This is a genomic window from Dactylosporangium sp. NBC_01737, assembly GCF_035963215.1.
Classification (GTDB): domain Bacteria; phylum Actinomycetota; class Actinomycetes; order Mycobacteriales; family Micromonosporaceae; genus Dactylosporangium.
This window is the reverse complement of sequence record NZ_CP109153.1, coordinates 2,380,848-2,395,036: the sequence shown is the minus strand read 5'-3', so window position 1 is coordinate 2,395,036 and position 14,189 is coordinate 2,380,848. Positions and strand designations below refer to the sequence as shown.

Here is a 14,189-nt window from a genome sequence, read left to right as displayed (position 1 = left end):
AGTACCCGGCGACTCAGACACTCGCCAGACGCTGACCAGACGCTGCAGCGGTCCACATCCGCCGCGGCGTCGCCTGCCTGAACATCTCCCCGCCGTGCCTGGCTGCAGCTCGCCCCAGGCGGGCGCAGCCAGGCCGGCCCACCGGAAAGCGAGCACAACGCATGTTCCGACGTCTCTGGTTCGACCTGCACGCCACGGTGCTGCACGCCGAACACGCCCTCACCCGTGCCGAGGACACCCTGACCCAGCCCGGTGTGCTCCAACCGGCGCTCGTCCTGCGGGACGGTCCCAGCCCGCTACTGGCCAGCAACGGCAGCCCGATGCTGGCCGCGACCCCGCCGGTACCGGCGACCCACATCGACACCCCCACCGACGACCCCATCACCGAACACCCCGTCACCGAGCACACCGTCGCCACCTACCGCACCGCAGCCGGCACGAGCGGCACGGCTGCAGACGGCGCCGTTGACACGGCAACCGCGGATACCGCGGACGCCGCCACTACCCCATCTGCGGTCCGGATGCTCCGGCTGCCGCTGCAGGCGCGAACGGCGCTGACCGTCGAGCCGCTGCGCGACCTGCTGCGCCGCGCCGCGCACGCCGGACACGCATGGTTCACCATCGACATCGACCCGGCCGGCCTGTGCGCCGTCACCAGCCGGGCCGTGCGGGACAGTGCACCGCCCGCGGCAGCGACCTGGCGTGACGCCATCATCTCGCACGGCCAGCAGGGCCCGGACCAGAGCAGGTACCGGGGCCAGACCTGCCCCGGCTACCAGGTGCACGGCGGCGCACCCGCCCGGTTCCGCATCGAGGTCATGTACCAGGTATTGGCCGACACGCTGTGCAGCCATCGCCTGCGCCGAGTGGTCACCACCGTGTTCGAGGACGGTCAGCCGTGGCTGGTCGACGACCTCGGCGAACGGACGCCGGTCACTGCCGACGCCGACGGCTGGTGGCCGATCGCCCACCCGCAGCTGCCCTGGACAGCGTCACCGTGCGCCGACGATGGCTGGAGCGGCGCGGAGTCGGTGTTCGAACCGTACGGCGCCGACGGCACCGACCTGCGCTGCGGTGTGTGCGGCGCTGTCGACGAGGTCACCCACCGGGACCTGCCGTCGATGGCCGGCTACGGCTTCGACACCGCGACCACTTGCACGATCTGCGGCTCCTGGGACGGCTCCGACCCGATCTTCGGCGAGCGGGCCCACCCCAAGCCGTGGCCGCCGCAGCCCGGCACCGTCAGCCGCGGAGCCAGGCCCGGTGGGCAGGAGCCGTCGGCGTGATCGACGACTACACCCTCGACGAGGGCCGGGACTGGATGCCCGACGGCTGGTGGCGCCTGGACGGCAGGATCCCGCTGACCGTGCGCCAGCAGCGCAGCGACATCCCGGATCTGCCGCTGGTGGCGTTCGGGCCGCAGTTCTCCGGCGGGGTCCTGTCGGTGTACGGGGCCCGGTACCTCGACCTCGGCCACTTCACCCGCTGCGACGCCACGAGGCCCTGGCAGACCACGGCCGAGCGGACAGCGTTCGACACCCTCCGCGCCGCGCATCCGGACACGTTCACCACCGTCGTCGGTGGCGACGGGCCCGCCGCGGTGTGGCTGGCGCTGCGCCTGACCCGGCTCACCGACCCGGTCACCGACACCCTCCTGGCCGTGCACGACCGCACCTGTCCTGCCGGAGTCCACCTCTGGGGCGACCTGACCCATTGAACCGTCACGGGCCGCGCCGCGCGCCGGCGCCCAGCTGGTGCTTGGGCGGGGCGACGGCCGCGCGGCGCCACCACCCGAACCACGGCCACGACCACGACGTTGAAGGGGAAACGTGTCATGCGGCACCACCACGATCGGCGCGCTGACGCCGACACCTGCGACTCCATCGACCCGTACACCGGCGACGAACTCAGCTACGAGCAGCTCATTGAGGCGCTCGTCACCAGCCTGCTCAGCGGCGACACCCTCGAGCAGCTCTGCGTCGACGCCGACCTGCCCGTGCTGGTCGACGACACCGGCGAGCCGGTGACCGTCACCGCGCGTACCTACCCCGACGCCGGTGTGCTGACCCTCGACCGCGGCATCTGGTTGGAGATGTCCGACGGCAGCGCCTACGGCCTGACCGTCACCGTCTCCCGCCGCCCCTCCATCGAGGTGCACCTGCGCCACTAAGCCCGTATCCGCGGACCCGGACCTGCTGAGCCGCCGCCTGCCGCACCCCGCGTGAGGTGGGCAACCGCCAGCAGCGAGGGGCAACCCGACGGCGCCGAACCGCACGAGCGGCCTGGACCTGCGGGGCAGGCCGAGCTCCCGCTGTTGCACGCACCACCGGGTGTGGTCACCCGCCGTCCGCTCCGGGCCAACCCGGCCAAGGACGGCACGGCGAACACCACACCTGTCTCCGCTGCGCGGATCCATCCGCCCGCGCATCCGGAGACGGGTGCGCGGGCCTCGTCCTCCTGCGAATCGAGGCACTCCATGACCACACCAACCCCGAGCCCGTCCACGCCGGAACCACCGACGGCAACGGCCGCCGACGCTGCCGAGCCCGCCGCGGTTCCCGCGACTGACCCGGGCACCGAGCCGGCAGGAAGCCGGCCCGGCTACCTGTACCCCCTGGTTGCTCTGTACCTGGTCGAGCACCCCGCCGAGTTCCACCAACCGGGCGCGATCAAGAACGCCCTCGGTGTCCCGTCGTCCGGCGCGGTGTCCGAGGTGCTCAAGAAGATGGCCGCCGCCGGCCACGCCACCCACGAGACCGGTCCGCACCGGTTCCGGATCACCCAGGCCGGTATCGACGCCGCCGGCACCATGCCGCCCGCCGCCCCCCGCGCCGCCACCGGCGGCGGAAGCGGGGCAAGCCGCTCCGGGCGGCGCGGGCCGGTCACCCGACCCAACGGCGAGCAGTACTTCCCCCGCAAGCTGGCCGGCGCCACCGACGTGGACGTGCTGCGCCGGCTGCGGGACAAGCGGATCCCGGTGCTGCTGTACGGGCCGCCCGGCACCGGCAAGACCGCCATGGTCGAGGCCGCGTTCGACGACCTGCTCACCATCACCGGCACCGGCGACACCGTCGTGGAGGACTTCCTCGGCAACTTCATCCCGCTGCCCGACGGCGGGTACGAGTTCGTGTACGGCCCGCTGGTGCAGGCGATGCGGCAGGGCCGGGCGCTGCTCATCGACGACGCCACCCTCATCCCGCCGAAGGTCCTCGCCGTGTTGTACCCGGCGATGGACGGCCGCCGCGTCATCCACATCCCCGGCTACCGCAACGAACGCGTCGAGGCCGTCGACGGGTTCTACGTCATCGCCGGGCACAACCCCGGCGTCCACGGCGCCGTCCTCACCGAGGCCCTCGCGAGCCGCTTCGACGTGCACATCGAAGTCACCACCGACTGGGACCTCGCCAAGCACCTCGGCGTCCCCGCCGCGGCGATCACCGCCGCCGTCGCCCTCAACGCCGACGCCGACGCCGGGAAGGTCACCTGGGCGCCGCAGCTGCGCGAGCTGCTCGGCTTCACCCGGGTCCGCAAGACCCTCGGCCTGCCCACCGCCGTGGCCAACCTCGCCGGCCGCGCCCCGCTCGACGACCGGCCCGCCGTCATCGCCGCCCTGACCGCCGCGTTCGGCACCCCGGTCACGCCACTGACCCTCGGCAAACAGCGCTGACACGGACCAACGAGACCAACAACACCACCATCGAAGGAGGAACCACAGTGCCACATCCCAGCAGCCACCTGCGCCCAGCCGGACTCACCAAGACCCACCCGGACTGGGCCGAGTGGGACCAGGCATGGACCCGCGAAGCCGCGAAACTGACCGGCCGCACCGACCTGACCGTCGTCGTCGCCCCCGGCGCCGGCGGCGACGCACCGGCCTGCTTCTACCCGCACTTCCGCCGGATCGAGGTCGACGCCACCCACATCGGCGACCCCGACATCGCCAACCCGCGCCGCGCCGCACACAAGAAGCTCGTCCCCACCGGCTACGGCGCCCTCGTCCATGAAGCCGGCCACGCCGCCCACAGCCTCTGGACGGCACCGCCCGGCACCCCGCCCGTTGTCGCCGACATCGCCATGGTGCTCGAGGAATCGAGGGCCGAAGGCCGCCAACGCGCCCGCCGCCGCGGCGACCGGCGCTGGCTGCGGCACATGGTCAACGTCCTGGTCAACGAGGACGACGCACCGGTCGACGACCCCTGGCACGCCGCCTACGCCGCCGGTCTGCTCCTGGCCCGCGTCGACGCGCGCATCCTCACCGCCAAAGACGTCAAAGCCGTCCGCGCCGCGGTCACCGGCATCCTCGGCCGCAAACGGCTGGCGCAGCTGCGCGAGATCTGGCGGGAAGCCCACGCCGTCGCCGACACCGACGCCGACACGATGATCGAGCTGGCGTGGCGGTGGTGCCGGCTGCTCGGCATCGACCCCGCCGCCCAGCCGGCGACCCCAATCGCGGACGACGGCGAATTCGCCGGGGCACTCGCCGCCGCGATCGGCGGGTTCCTCGCCGCAGCGGCCAGGCTTACCCCGGCCGCCTACACCGCGCAGCGCATCGCCGAACGTCACGGCGCCCCGGCCGAGTGGACGCTGCGCGACCCGACCGCCGAGGAACGGCAGGCGGCCAACACGCTCGCCGCCCGGCTCCGCGCGGCGCGGACCAGCAGCGTCGAACCGGGTACCCGCCCGTCGGCGATCCCGCCCGGGCGGCTGCGGGCCCGCGCCGCGATCACCGCCGACGCCCAACGCGCCGCCGGGCAGATGCCCACCGCCCAGCCGTGGCAGCAACGCGCCACCCTGCCACCGCACAAACCGAAACTGCACCTCGCCGTCCTCGTCGACGTGTCCGGGTCGATGTGGGCGTTCGCCGAGCCGATGTCCTCGGCGGCATGGATCCTCGCCAACGCCGCCCGACGGACCGACGCCACCGTCACCACCCTCGCCTTCGGCGAAGCGGTGACGCTGCTCGTCCCGCCACACCACAAGCCCACCCAGGTCCAGCAGATGCAGACCTACGACAGCTACGAACGGTTCACCGAGGCGGTCAAACTCGCCGACCAGCTGCTCAACCTGCGCCACCGCAGCACCGTACGGATGCTCGCCGTGGTCTCCGACGGCTGGTTCGTCGAGGGCACCGAGGCCGCGCAACGCCTCATCACCACCCTGCACCGCAGCGGGTGCGCGGTGCTGTGGCTGCACCCCGACGACAGCGAAGCCTGCCACACCTACACCCACACCACGACCGTCGCCGTCACCAACCCGGTCACGGCGATCAACGTCATCGCCGACGCCGCCGTCACCGCCCTCACCACGGCGTAACAGCGACCCAGACGACAGGAGCAGCAACCCCCATGTCAGCAACCGATCCGCGGATCGCGGGCTGGGCGGGACAGATCCTCACCGCCGTCGACGACAGCATCGCCGAAGGCATCCTACCCGCCACCGTGCGGTCCTTCACCGACATGCACGACCACTGCGACGCCAACGACTTCCTCATCGACGCCGGCGTCCCGTACGACGGCACCGAAGCCACCATCGAACTCACCGTCGCCGTCCAGGACGCCGTCACCGCCGCGCTGCGCGCACCCGACCGCCCCTGGTGCACGCACGGCACCTGCCGCTTCCCGGGCCACGACCACACCACCACCCAGACCGACGACGGCACCGACCTGGACACCCCGGCACCAATGCGCTGCACCGACTGCGGCCAACCCGCCCACTACGACACCCGGCTCGGCGACTACCGACACGACAACCCAGCCGCACCGGACTGCTTCCTCATCCACGCAACCAAGCGCTGACACCGCTGCCACCGCCGGGAACCCGGCCCGACTCGCGGACCTCATCGGCCAGAGCTGGCTGAGCCAGCGATCCGTGATGAACCGATCCGGCACCGGCGACCTGAACAACCACCACTGCTGATCTGCGCCGCAGCGCTGCCCCGGCTGCGGCCGGGCAGTGCTGCGCGCCCTACTCCAGCCTGGAGCACACGCATGCCCGAACACACCGACCCGCTGCGGCACCACCTCGACTCGCACACCAAATCGGCTGGCTGGCGCATCGGCCTCGACGCCCTGGACCCCACGGAGTCCCGGCGCGGCCCCCTCGTCACAACGCTCATCGAGGCCACCGCCCGCGACGCCGCCGCCACCCACCTCTGGCACCTCCTCGACGCGCCCCTGTCGTTCCTGCTCGAAGTCATCGGCGACGGCCCGATCGACAACCACGAAGGAGACCTGCTGCAACTGCTCACGCTGCTGCAACTGCGCGGACGGATGCGCGAGCAGCGCGAGGAGGCAGCCGCCGACATCAGCGACGCCTGCGAGGCCCTCCACGCGGTCGGCATGACCACACTCGTCACCGCCGACATCACCTGGCCCGCCAGCAGCCAGGCAGACCGTGACACGGCGGTGCTCGCCGCGCTCGTCGACGCCGGATTCCTCGCCGAGCTCACCGAACACCGCGCCGCCCGCCGCTACCAGGCTGTCGGCGCTGGCGACACCGTCCACGCCGGCCTCGCCACCGACGGCGGCTTCACGCTGCACAGCACCGGCCACGACGGCAGCCCGCCATGGCACGTCACCGCCACCGGCAGCACCCCCGCCCGGCTCCTCGCCGCGCTCATCCGCGCCTGCACCGCCCCCGACGCCGACCCGCGCGTCCCGGCCCCGATGTCCGCGCACCCCGACGACGGTCCAGCCGCCGGCGGCGCCCATCCCGCTGAACCCTCCGAGCCCGAGACGACAGGAGAGCACCCGCATGGGTACCTGGGCGTTTGAAACCTACGCCGACGGCGAAGACGCCGACACCGCATTCGACACCACCCGCCGCGACGCCGCCCGCGAGCACGGCCACCGCTACAGCGGCACCATCGCCGACAAGGACTCCTACGTCATCATCACCGACACGATCACCGATCTCGACGAGGCGGAAGAACTCGCCGCGACGCTCATGGAGCAGGACGACCCGCGCATCGCCGACAAGTGCGGACCGGCCGGCGCGATACCCGTCCGCCGGCCCACCCGCACCGTCCACGTCGACGATCTCACGGCAGCGGCACCACCTATCTCCTCGGCCCGGCCGAACTGGACCGCATCGCCGGCACCGTCACCCTCACCGTCCGGACCAGCCCACCCCGCACCGGTGCCCGGTCACAGCCGGACGGCTGGCTGTTCTTCGGTTGGGCCAGTTTGTTGAGGCGCGCCGTCCCGCACTGCCGTACCACGACGCCGCAGCGGCACTCCCACCCCACCACGGTCGGACCAGTCCCGAATGATGCAGCCGCCGCGACGTGGCACCCCGACCGTGCGAGGGATCAGGACGCCGGCCGGGTGGTCACGCCGTTTCACTCCAATCCGGCCACGGTGACACCGTGACGGCTGGCGCGACAGCACCGACCCGGGCTACCGGCTGGCCGGTCGTGGTCGTGGATGTCGACGGCGTCCTCAATCCCGACGACCCGGCCACCGCCGAACGGCTCGGGTACCGGCCCCACCGCTACGCCGGACCCGACCCCACCGGGAAGCCGGTCACCGGCACCGTATGGCTGCACCCCGAGCACGGCGCGTGGCTGACCGAACTCACCGACGCTGGCGCGGAACTGATCTGGTGCACCAGCTGGGGCCCGCTCGCCGCGACGTTCATCGCGGCCCGCCTCGGGCTGCCCACCGACCTCACCGTCATCGACGTGACCGTCGCCGGTGTGCGGTGGGGCCACCAGCTGAAACTGTTCGACCTGTACCAGCACACCGGCGAACGGCCGGTCGCCGTCCTCGACGACGAGTTCGGCGGCAAAGACCCCGACAACGCCCGCTCCCGCACCAGGTCGGGCGTCCCGACCCTGCTTGTCTCGGTCGACCCGCACACCGGGCTGCGCCGCGACGACATCGACACCATCCTGACCTGGCTCGACGACGTCACCGGACACCCCTGACCGGCCAACGGTCACCTGAACCTCACCCAACCCACACCCGTGCGGCGTCCGTCGAGCACCACGGACGGCCGCCGCACGGCGTCAACCCGAGGGAGGCACCATGGACCCCGTGCCCGACACCGACGACGACGCGGTCCCACCGCGGCTCAGCGTCGGCGACCCCGTCTCACGCAAAACCCGCCTACTGGCCCGCCAGTGCGACACATGCATCTTCCATCCCGGCAACCGGATGCACCTGACGACCGGCCGGCTCAAAGCGATCGTCACTGACGCCGTCGCCGACGGCAGCTATGTGATCTGCCACGACACGCTCCCGTACGGCAACCACCCCGAGGTGAAACCGGCAGTCTGCCGCGGATTCTACGACCGATACCGCACCTGGCGGCTGCAAGTCATCGCCGAACTTTTCGGCTTCGTCGACGTCGAGCCGCCCGCCGAACCAACCGGGGATCGCAAGGGCAGTACCGGATAGCGACCTTTGACCGACGTCGCTCAAGCGCCACCCGAACGGCACCACCCAGCGCCGGCAGTCGGACCCGGCCCGCGCGTAGTCATGACCGGCGTCGTGTCAGACGCGGCCACGGTCATCGCCTGCGTCCAGTTCGCCTCGAGCATCCTGCTCGACGAGGTGCAGACAGCGGTGGAGGAGCTCCACACGCTCATCGAGCAGATGGCCGCCGTTGCTCCCTAACGCCGCCACTCGGGCGTCTCCCGCCAACTGGTGGTGCCGGCGAGTCGTATGCCTGTGAGCGGGTGGAGTGTGTCGCCGGCACCGGCAGGAGCCGTCCTGCTCGGCACCGATCTCGCCCCACAGATCGAGCTCACCGACGAACGTGACAACGAGCGGTAGTACCCGCTCACCGGCTGGCGTCAGGGCGTAGGCCTAGCCGCGCGCCTGACTCTGGCCGGCTGACGAGGCCGTGATCGCCGAGACGCCTCCGCACGAGCGGACGATTACCCGCTGGCAAGATCCGTCTGATCTGTACGGACAGCCCCGCGTCCTGAGAAAGCTCATCGGACGGGCCATCTGAGAAATGCCAGCTCGTAGCCCACCTCGACGATGTGGCCGGGGGCTATTGAGTCGTCGGGCGTCCGTTGGACGATCCCTAACGGACACCGCGAACGCGCTCATTGCGCCAGATGTGTGAACTCCGAACTCGTGCGGCCAGACCTACCGGTTTCGCTCATCCAAGACGCGCTGCCACTCGCCGATCAAGCCGACCTCGAGCGATCGGTCCAAGCGACCCTCTTCGACCGCTCCGACCGACTCCCCTGCGAACTCAACAACAAAGGAGACATCCCGCTCACCCGAGATCCGACAGATCTCGCCGAGAAGGTCTTTGACCTCGTCCAAGTGGGCGCGGTCGATCGCGCAATCCATTCCCTCGCCCCACGGCGGCTGCGCTGTGTAGATCGACAGCGCGAACCCCAGCGAGCGACCTCCATGAACGTCTGATTCGTCGAAGAGCTCAGGCGGCCCGAGGACCCATTGCCGCCGGCCGGCCAGCCGATGAGACAACGCTTGCATCGAAGTGGCGACCGAGGCGGGCACCGTTCCCTCAACCGTGACGGTGAGACGATCGATCGGATGATCTTCTCGCATGAAGGCCTCCAGTGAATCGAATTGCCGCCAACCGGAAACCCACGACCTCCAAACCAGCGTCGGCAGCATCATAGAACCCACCTGGCGCATGATCAGGTGCGCGCTCATCGGCCATGAGCGGACGACGATGGCGCCGGGCCCGAGCTCCTGTTCGTTGAGGGTTCGGCATCGCGCCCGAGATGATATCCGCGACGCCCGCCCGGCCGGACCAGCCCCGGCGCCACCGGTCGACCCGTTGCGGGTCGACCGCCGCGTCAGCAGCCGCGGCGCCCTCGTCATCGCCGGGCAGAAGATCCATGTCGGCATCCGCCACGCCGGGGCCACCCTGGCCGTCGAGGCCGCCGACACCACCTTCCGCGTCTACCACGGCGACCAGCTCGTCGCCGAGGTCGCGCGGACCACCACCAAGCCCATCGCCCGATACAAGGTCCGCAAACCCGAACCGCCCCGCCGCGGCACTGTCAGGCATGTGTCAGCCTGATGACCATGTACATCGAGGCACGCATTCCGCTGGTCTGCACCTACGACAGTGACGCCGATGCGGCATACATCTACCTGCAGCACCCGATCCCAGCCGGGGCAGCCGAGCAGGTCATGCCGTTCGACCTCGAGCTGGGCATGTTCAACCTCGATCTCAACGCCAATGGTCACGTCCTCGGCCTGGAGATCGTGGGGGCTCGCAAGCACCTGCCGCCCGCGCTGCTGCAGGCGATACTGGCCCAGGAAGACCAGACCACGAACACCCAATGATCGTCCAGCCGGAGCTGTCACTCATCATGTGACGCTGATCCGTAACGCATCAACTGAAGGCTCGACAGCGCCGTGGCTGGCCTCCGCGGTTGTCGGAGTTGAGGAGCTATGGTCGTGGGTTCCTGGGGTTTCAGTCTATTCAGCAACGATGACGCGATGGATTTACTGGTCGATCTTGCTGAGATGGACGACGAGGAGAAGGCGGAACACCTTCGTGAGATTCTCACTGACGCGCTCAACCCCTCACCAGTCGAACGGGTTTGGCCGAATCTCGTCTTGGCGGCCGCAGGTATAATTGCCCTGGCATTGCCTGGCGGCGGAATCGTCCTTGGCGACACTGAGCATGATTTCGATGCCGGAGCGGCGGAGAACGCAGAGGATGAATGGGCAGCTGCCATTCTTCGCGAACCGGATGCGGGAATGGTCCGGCTTGCGCTTGAGGCGTTAAACCGGGTAACACGTGCAGGAAGCGAGTGGTTCGAGTCATGGCAGATCGAAAGCAATCGCATCATTGGACTGACGCACGTGGAACATGCCGCACAAGTGCTCCGAAGGGCCACTGCCTAAAGCGCGGCCAACTGCTCCGGTGGATCCTCCTCGTCGCCCAGACCGCAGTCACGAGCCAACCCGGCCAGCCCGGTCACCGGACCGGACTCCGCGTTGATCCACGCCACCAGATCAAACCCGCCGCATCGCAGTGACGCGCGTACGCGGCAGCCGGCTGAGTCTTACCCGCCCCCCGCCCCCCGGGCAACGCCACCAACGCCGCCTGCCCGTTGCCTCCCAACGCACGCTCCAGCGCGCCAACCTCCGCCACCCGGTCCTGGAAATGACCAGCGGGCAAGGGAATCCTGCCGAACACCCGCGAAGCCGCCAGCAGCCGTCGCGTGCCCGGCTCCGGCTGGGCTGCCCGATGCCGCCGCCACTCCAACAGCACCGACACCGTCACCAGCACCCCGGCCGCCGCCCACACCACCAACGCCACGACACCTGCACCGTGCTCGTCGCCAGGTTCCCCACCAGCGCGAAACCGGTAGCCACCAGCACAAGCACCACAGGGGAGGGCTGCCACCGGTCACCACCGCCACGTGACACCCGACAACTCCCACCTGAACGCCGACACGACGCATAGCAGTCTCACACGTCGATGCCACCGCAGACGGCCCTGAACCGTCCGTTGAGGGTTCCCCTCACGGAGGTCCAAGATCCCAACGACGCAGGGATTTCCGACGCCGGACGCGCGCGCTACTTGCGGCAGATGAGGATGCTGTCCGTGTGGTTAGAGCACGATGATTCCGTCGAGCATGCGCCACATGATGTCTGAGGCGCCCGGCGCGTCGAGGCCGGTGAAGACGAACGCGAGCACAGCGCCGTGGCCAGCCCAGACACACGCCGTACCGCGCTGGCTTTGGCTGGTGAACTGCGAGCATCGGGCGGCGCGGGCGAGGCCGTCCATGGCGAGGCGGAAGTGGTCGGCTGTCGCGCCGCCGACCGGACCCAGGCTGCTCAACAGTGCGTCCAGGGCGTCGGTGTCGAAGTCCCGGTTGAACGCCTCGCCGGTTCCGCCCCAGATCGTGGCGGTGTGTCCGGCCGGGTCGTGGTAGTACGCATCAAACGGGTGCTCGACGCCTGGGAATGGGTGCGCTGTACGCATCGTGGTCGCGGGCGTCTGATCGACTGGTTTCTCGTACTCGACAATGGCGTCGGGCGCCGCGAGGGTAGCGGTCGGCCGGACGGGACTCGGGCCCGGCGTCGCCGCAGCGCTGGGTCTCGGTGCGGTACCGGCCACGTGCGGTGCCGTCGCCGACTTCGCAGCGACGATGACGATCACCGCAACGAGCATGAGGCCGGCCAGGCCGGCCCCGATGATTGCGCCGAGCGGCCCGCGCTGCCGGATGTTGCGGTGGGTGTCCGGCTGGCCGGTGGTGTTCGGTGGGCTCGACGTCTGGGTGACGCGGCGCCAGACGATGATGGCGTACGCCGACAGCAGCGCGACCATGGCGATCCGCAGGATGGTGTAGCCCATCAGCGCGTAGCTCCGGCTGACGAAGGCGTCCCGGAACGCCGCCGGATCATCGGTGCCGGGCAGGGGCCGGTTGGCGAGGACGAGTGAGAGGACGACGACCGGTACGAGGCTGAGCCGCCAGGTCGTGTACGTCCAATGGCCCAGGATCTCGGTTCGGTCGTGGCCGAGCCGCTGAACGTGGCGACGGCTGCTGACGGACCAGGCGATGAAGCCTGCGAGGTACACCCAGATCCACACCAGCGTGACGTTGCTGAGCAGAGCGGCACCGTCGAACACGGCGCGGGACGCCGCGGTGGAGAACGACGCCGGGTCGGTGACGATCGTGTCCACGGCAGCCAACGCTGCGATGTGCGCCACCAGCAGCCCGAAGTAGCCGATGGTGACGGCCACGAACAACCAGGTCAGCACATGCCAGGACAGCGACGGCCGCAGCCGGGTGGCCGGAGCCGGCGGGCGGCCGCCATGCTCCGGGCACAGGTGTCCGTCGCCGGTGGCGAAGCCGGGCTCACCGCAGATCATGCAAGGCATCGACACAAGATCGGAACCTTAGTCGGTCCGGGGACTGCAGAGAACCCGTGAACAGGCAGCCGCTCATGATCAGACGGACGGATGCGGCGTCCGAGCGCCTATGCCGAAGCGCACGTGACGCCCGGCTTCCTGCCCCGGCCTTCGCCCACCATGATCGCGTGCCCGCACATCGGCTACGAGCACGAACAGCCGGGCCGGCACGCCGTAACCTCTGTTGCGAGCAGATCGCGGCATGAGCGGATGCCAAGATCACTGGCTCGGCGGTGGTCGGGCGGGGGACGAAGGTACGGTCGACGCGGTGCCGGTTGTCAGGGCAGGAGGACTTGTGGATCTTGACGTTGACGGCACGCCGCTCGTATGGTCGGCGACGTCACCGGGCTCGGGGCGAGTGATGCCGGCTCCCCGAGGTTCGACCCTGGCCGAGCTCTCGGAGCGTGTCGCCGTCTTGCGTTCCATCGGCGAGGGTTACGTCGAGGCGGGGTTTCCAGATCGGGACTACCCCTATCTCGCCTTCGGGTTTCGGGCGCGCTACGCGATTGTAGAGATCTTTCCAAGCGCGGAGCGGACGCTGCTGCTCGTTGGCAATGGCGTGGTCGCCAACGATATAAACGCCGAGGTGCCAATCCTTGATGAGCTCGCCACCTTCACCGGCGACTTCGTCACGGACGTGGATCGCGCATGGACTCTCGTGCGCTCCTTCCTCCTCGACGGATCGGCCGTTCATCTCGGCACCTGGCAGGAGCTGTAGGGCCACGCCGGGACCTTCGCCGCCGTAGGCCACCTCAAGCGATCCGCAATGCGCGATCGGCGGCAGATATGCAGTCGATGGCCTTACGGTCAAACAATTCGATTGACCCTCAGAGAAAGGAAATCTATGACGCGGTCACGTCGCGGGCACGAGATGTTCTTGGCGTCTAGCCTAGACGGTTCACTTTTCATGAATGCTCGGGATGTGTTTCAATGAAGTATCCGTTTATTCCTAAGTCTAACAAGGCGCTCAAGTCGGGTCAGTTTTGGCCGATCCGGTTGGCCAACGGTAACTATGCCTGCGGTGTGGTAGTCGACGTCTATCCACCGACCGAGGACGATGCTTTCGTTCCCCGGTTGAGAAACAGATCGTTCCTGGCCGGCCTGGTTGACTGGCGTGGAGAGGCGCTCCCGACAACAGGTGATATCGCCGACAGAGATCTTCTAGATCAAGGCTTGGCTCACGTTGGCACAATTGCTACCGACAATATAGGAATTATAGGCGATGGACCGTATGGCCCCGACGGCATACCTCCGCTTTTCTGGGTCACACCTATTAGCGCTAAGAGCCCTGTAAGGTATCTGTACCAGGGCTTTCGGCGGATCCG

At 69.4% G+C, this 14,189-nt stretch carries 18 protein-coding genes; 15 read left to right on the top strand and 3 right to left on the bottom strand.

Annotated elements, in window-relative coordinates; all coding sequences use genetic code 11:
• Nucleotides 1–161 precede the first annotated feature (161 nt).
• From OHA72_RS10440 to OHA72_RS10390, 11 genes are all read left to right on the top strand, one after another.
• A complete protein-coding gene (locus OHA72_RS10440) occupies nucleotides 162–1,286 on the top strand; it encodes a hypothetical protein (protein WP_327007639.1) in 1,125 nt (374 codons plus the stop codon).
• Nucleotides 1,283–1,717 carry a hypothetical protein gene (locus tag OHA72_RS10435; RefSeq protein ID WP_327007638.1) on the top strand — a complete coding sequence of 145 codons (435 nt, stop codon included), beginning with the start codon at nucleotides 1,283–1,285 and terminating at the stop codon, nucleotides 1,715–1,717. Before OHA72_RS10440 ends, OHA72_RS10435 begins: the two co-directional genes overlap by 4 nt.
• A gap of 117 nt (nucleotides 1,718–1,834) precedes the next feature.
• The gene (locus OHA72_RS10430) at nucleotides 1,835–2,170 is read left to right on the top strand and encodes a hypothetical protein (protein ID WP_327007637.1); all 336 of its coding nucleotides are present in this window, start codon (nucleotides 1,835–1,837) and stop codon (nucleotides 2,168–2,170) included.
• A gap of 306 nt (nucleotides 2,171–2,476) precedes the next feature.
• Nucleotides 2,477–3,667 (top strand): AAA family ATPase, encoded by a 1,191-nt coding sequence (locus OHA72_RS10425; RefSeq protein WP_327007636.1) that lies wholly within the window; start codon nucleotides 2,477–2,479, stop codon nucleotides 3,665–3,667.
• 47 nt (nucleotides 3,668–3,714) lie between these two features.
• Entirely contained in the window at nucleotides 3,715–5,313 is a 1,599-nt protein-coding gene (locus tag OHA72_RS10420; RefSeq protein ID WP_327007635.1) for a VWA domain-containing protein, read from the top strand.
• A 32-nt stretch (nucleotides 5,314–5,345) separates the two neighbouring features.
• Entirely contained in the window at nucleotides 5,346–5,795 is a 450-nt protein-coding gene (locus OHA72_RS10415; protein WP_327007634.1) for a hypothetical protein, read from the top strand.
• A 192-nt stretch (nucleotides 5,796–5,987) separates the two neighbouring features.
• On the top strand, nucleotides 5,988–6,773 hold the full coding sequence (locus OHA72_RS10410) for a hypothetical protein (RefSeq protein WP_327007633.1): 786 nt from the start codon (nucleotides 5,988–5,990) through the stop codon (nucleotides 6,771–6,773).
• A complete protein-coding gene (locus tag OHA72_RS10405) occupies nucleotides 6,754–7,191 on the top strand; it encodes a hypothetical protein (protein WP_327007632.1) in 438 nt (145 codons plus the stop codon). The genes OHA72_RS10410 and OHA72_RS10405 overlap by 20 nt, the downstream gene beginning before the upstream one ends.
• Before the next feature lie 175 nt (nucleotides 7,192–7,366).
• Nucleotides 7,367–7,927: an HAD domain-containing protein gene (locus OHA72_RS10400; protein WP_327007631.1), complete on the top strand. Its 561-nt coding sequence runs from the start codon at nucleotides 7,367–7,369 to the stop codon at nucleotides 7,925–7,927.
• A gap of 100 nt (nucleotides 7,928–8,027) precedes the next feature.
• The gene (locus tag OHA72_RS10395; RefSeq protein ID WP_327007630.1) at nucleotides 8,028–8,399 is read left to right on the top strand and encodes a hypothetical protein; all 372 of its coding nucleotides are present in this window, start codon (nucleotides 8,028–8,030) and stop codon (nucleotides 8,397–8,399) included.
• 93 nt (nucleotides 8,400–8,492) lie between these two features.
• Nucleotides 8,493–8,618 (top strand): hypothetical protein, encoded by a 126-nt coding sequence (locus tag OHA72_RS10390; protein ID WP_327007629.1) that lies wholly within the window; start codon nucleotides 8,493–8,495, stop codon nucleotides 8,616–8,618.
• A 480-nt stretch (nucleotides 8,619–9,098) separates the two neighbouring features.
• Here OHA72_RS10390 and OHA72_RS10385 read toward each other — a convergent pair whose 3' ends face one another.
• Entirely contained in the window at nucleotides 9,099–9,638 is a 540-nt protein-coding gene (locus OHA72_RS10385) for a hypothetical protein (RefSeq protein ID WP_327007628.1), read from the bottom strand.
• 127 nt (nucleotides 9,639–9,765) lie between these two features.
• Between OHA72_RS10385 and OHA72_RS10380 the strand changes: the two genes are divergently transcribed.
• The 3 genes from OHA72_RS10380 to OHA72_RS10370 all read left to right on the top strand — a co-directional run bounded on the left by OHA72_RS10380 (nucleotide 9,766) and on the right by OHA72_RS10370 (nucleotide 10,847).
• Nucleotides 9,766–10,011: a hypothetical protein gene (locus tag OHA72_RS10380; RefSeq protein ID WP_327007627.1), complete on the top strand. Its 246-nt coding sequence runs from the start codon at nucleotides 9,766–9,768 to the stop codon at nucleotides 10,009–10,011.
• Nucleotides 10,012–10,016: 5 nt separating this feature from the next.
• The gene (locus tag OHA72_RS10375; RefSeq protein WP_327007626.1) at nucleotides 10,017–10,280 is read left to right on the top strand and encodes a DUF2283 domain-containing protein; all 264 of its coding nucleotides are present in this window, start codon (nucleotides 10,017–10,019) and stop codon (nucleotides 10,278–10,280) included.
• A 114-nt stretch (nucleotides 10,281–10,394) separates the two neighbouring features.
• A complete protein-coding gene (locus tag OHA72_RS10370; RefSeq protein WP_327007625.1) occupies nucleotides 10,395–10,847 on the top strand; it encodes a DUF4259 domain-containing protein in 453 nt (150 codons plus the stop codon).
• Nucleotides 10,848–10,920: 73 nt separating this feature from the next.
• Here the strand turns inward: OHA72_RS10370 and OHA72_RS10365 are convergent, their stop codons facing one another.
• Together OHA72_RS10365 and OHA72_RS10360 are read right to left on the bottom strand one after the other, a co-directional pair.
• The gene (locus OHA72_RS10365) at nucleotides 10,921–11,265 is read right to left on the bottom strand and encodes a hypothetical protein (protein ID WP_327007624.1); all 345 of its coding nucleotides are present in this window, start codon (nucleotides 11,263–11,265) and stop codon (nucleotides 10,921–10,923) included.
• 294 nt (nucleotides 11,266–11,559) lie between these two features.
• Complete coding sequence (locus OHA72_RS10360) at nucleotides 11,560–12,825, bottom strand: hypothetical protein (protein WP_327007623.1); 1,266 nt, start codon at nucleotides 12,823–12,825, stop codon at nucleotides 11,560–11,562.
• 334 nt (nucleotides 12,826–13,159) lie between these two features.
• Between OHA72_RS10360 and OHA72_RS10355 the strand changes: the two genes are divergently transcribed.
• Nucleotides 13,160–13,582 (top strand): hypothetical protein, encoded by a 423-nt coding sequence (locus OHA72_RS10355; RefSeq protein ID WP_327007622.1) that lies wholly within the window; start codon nucleotides 13,160–13,162, stop codon nucleotides 13,580–13,582.
• Nucleotides 13,583–14,189 lie beyond the last annotated feature (607 nt).

Coding starts and splice junctions, on each gene's coding strand:
- OHA72_RS10425 (WP_327007636.1), top strand. CDS start 2,477: ATGACCACACCAACCCCGAGCCCGTCCACGCCGGAACCACCGACGGCA.
- OHA72_RS10440 (WP_327007639.1), top strand. CDS start 162: ATGTTCCGACGTCTCTGGTTCGACCTGCACGCCACGGTGCTGCACGCC.
- OHA72_RS10395 (WP_327007630.1), top strand. CDS start 8,028: ATGGACCCCGTGCCCGACACCGACGACGACGCGGTCCCACCGCGGCTC.
- OHA72_RS10385 (WP_327007628.1), bottom strand. CDS start 9,638: ATGAGCGCGCACCTGATCATGCGCCAGGTGGGTTCTATGATGCTGCCG.
- OHA72_RS10410 (WP_327007633.1), top strand. CDS start 5,988: ATGCCCGAACACACCGACCCGCTGCGGCACCACCTCGACTCGCACACC.
- OHA72_RS10430 (WP_327007637.1), top strand. CDS start 1,835: ATGCGGCACCACCACGATCGGCGCGCTGACGCCGACACCTGCGACTCC.
- OHA72_RS10360 (WP_327007623.1), bottom strand. CDS start 12,825: ATGATCTGCGGTGAGCCCGGCTTCGCCACCGGCGACGGACACCTGTGC.
- OHA72_RS10415 (WP_327007634.1), top strand. CDS start 5,346: ATGTCAGCAACCGATCCGCGGATCGCGGGCTGGGCGGGACAGATCCTC.
- OHA72_RS10375 (WP_327007626.1), top strand. CDS start 10,017: ATGTACATCGAGGCACGCATTCCGCTGGTCTGCACCTACGACAGTGAC.
- OHA72_RS10405 (WP_327007632.1), top strand. CDS start 6,754: ATGGGTACCTGGGCGTTTGAAACCTACGCCGACGGCGAAGACGCCGAC.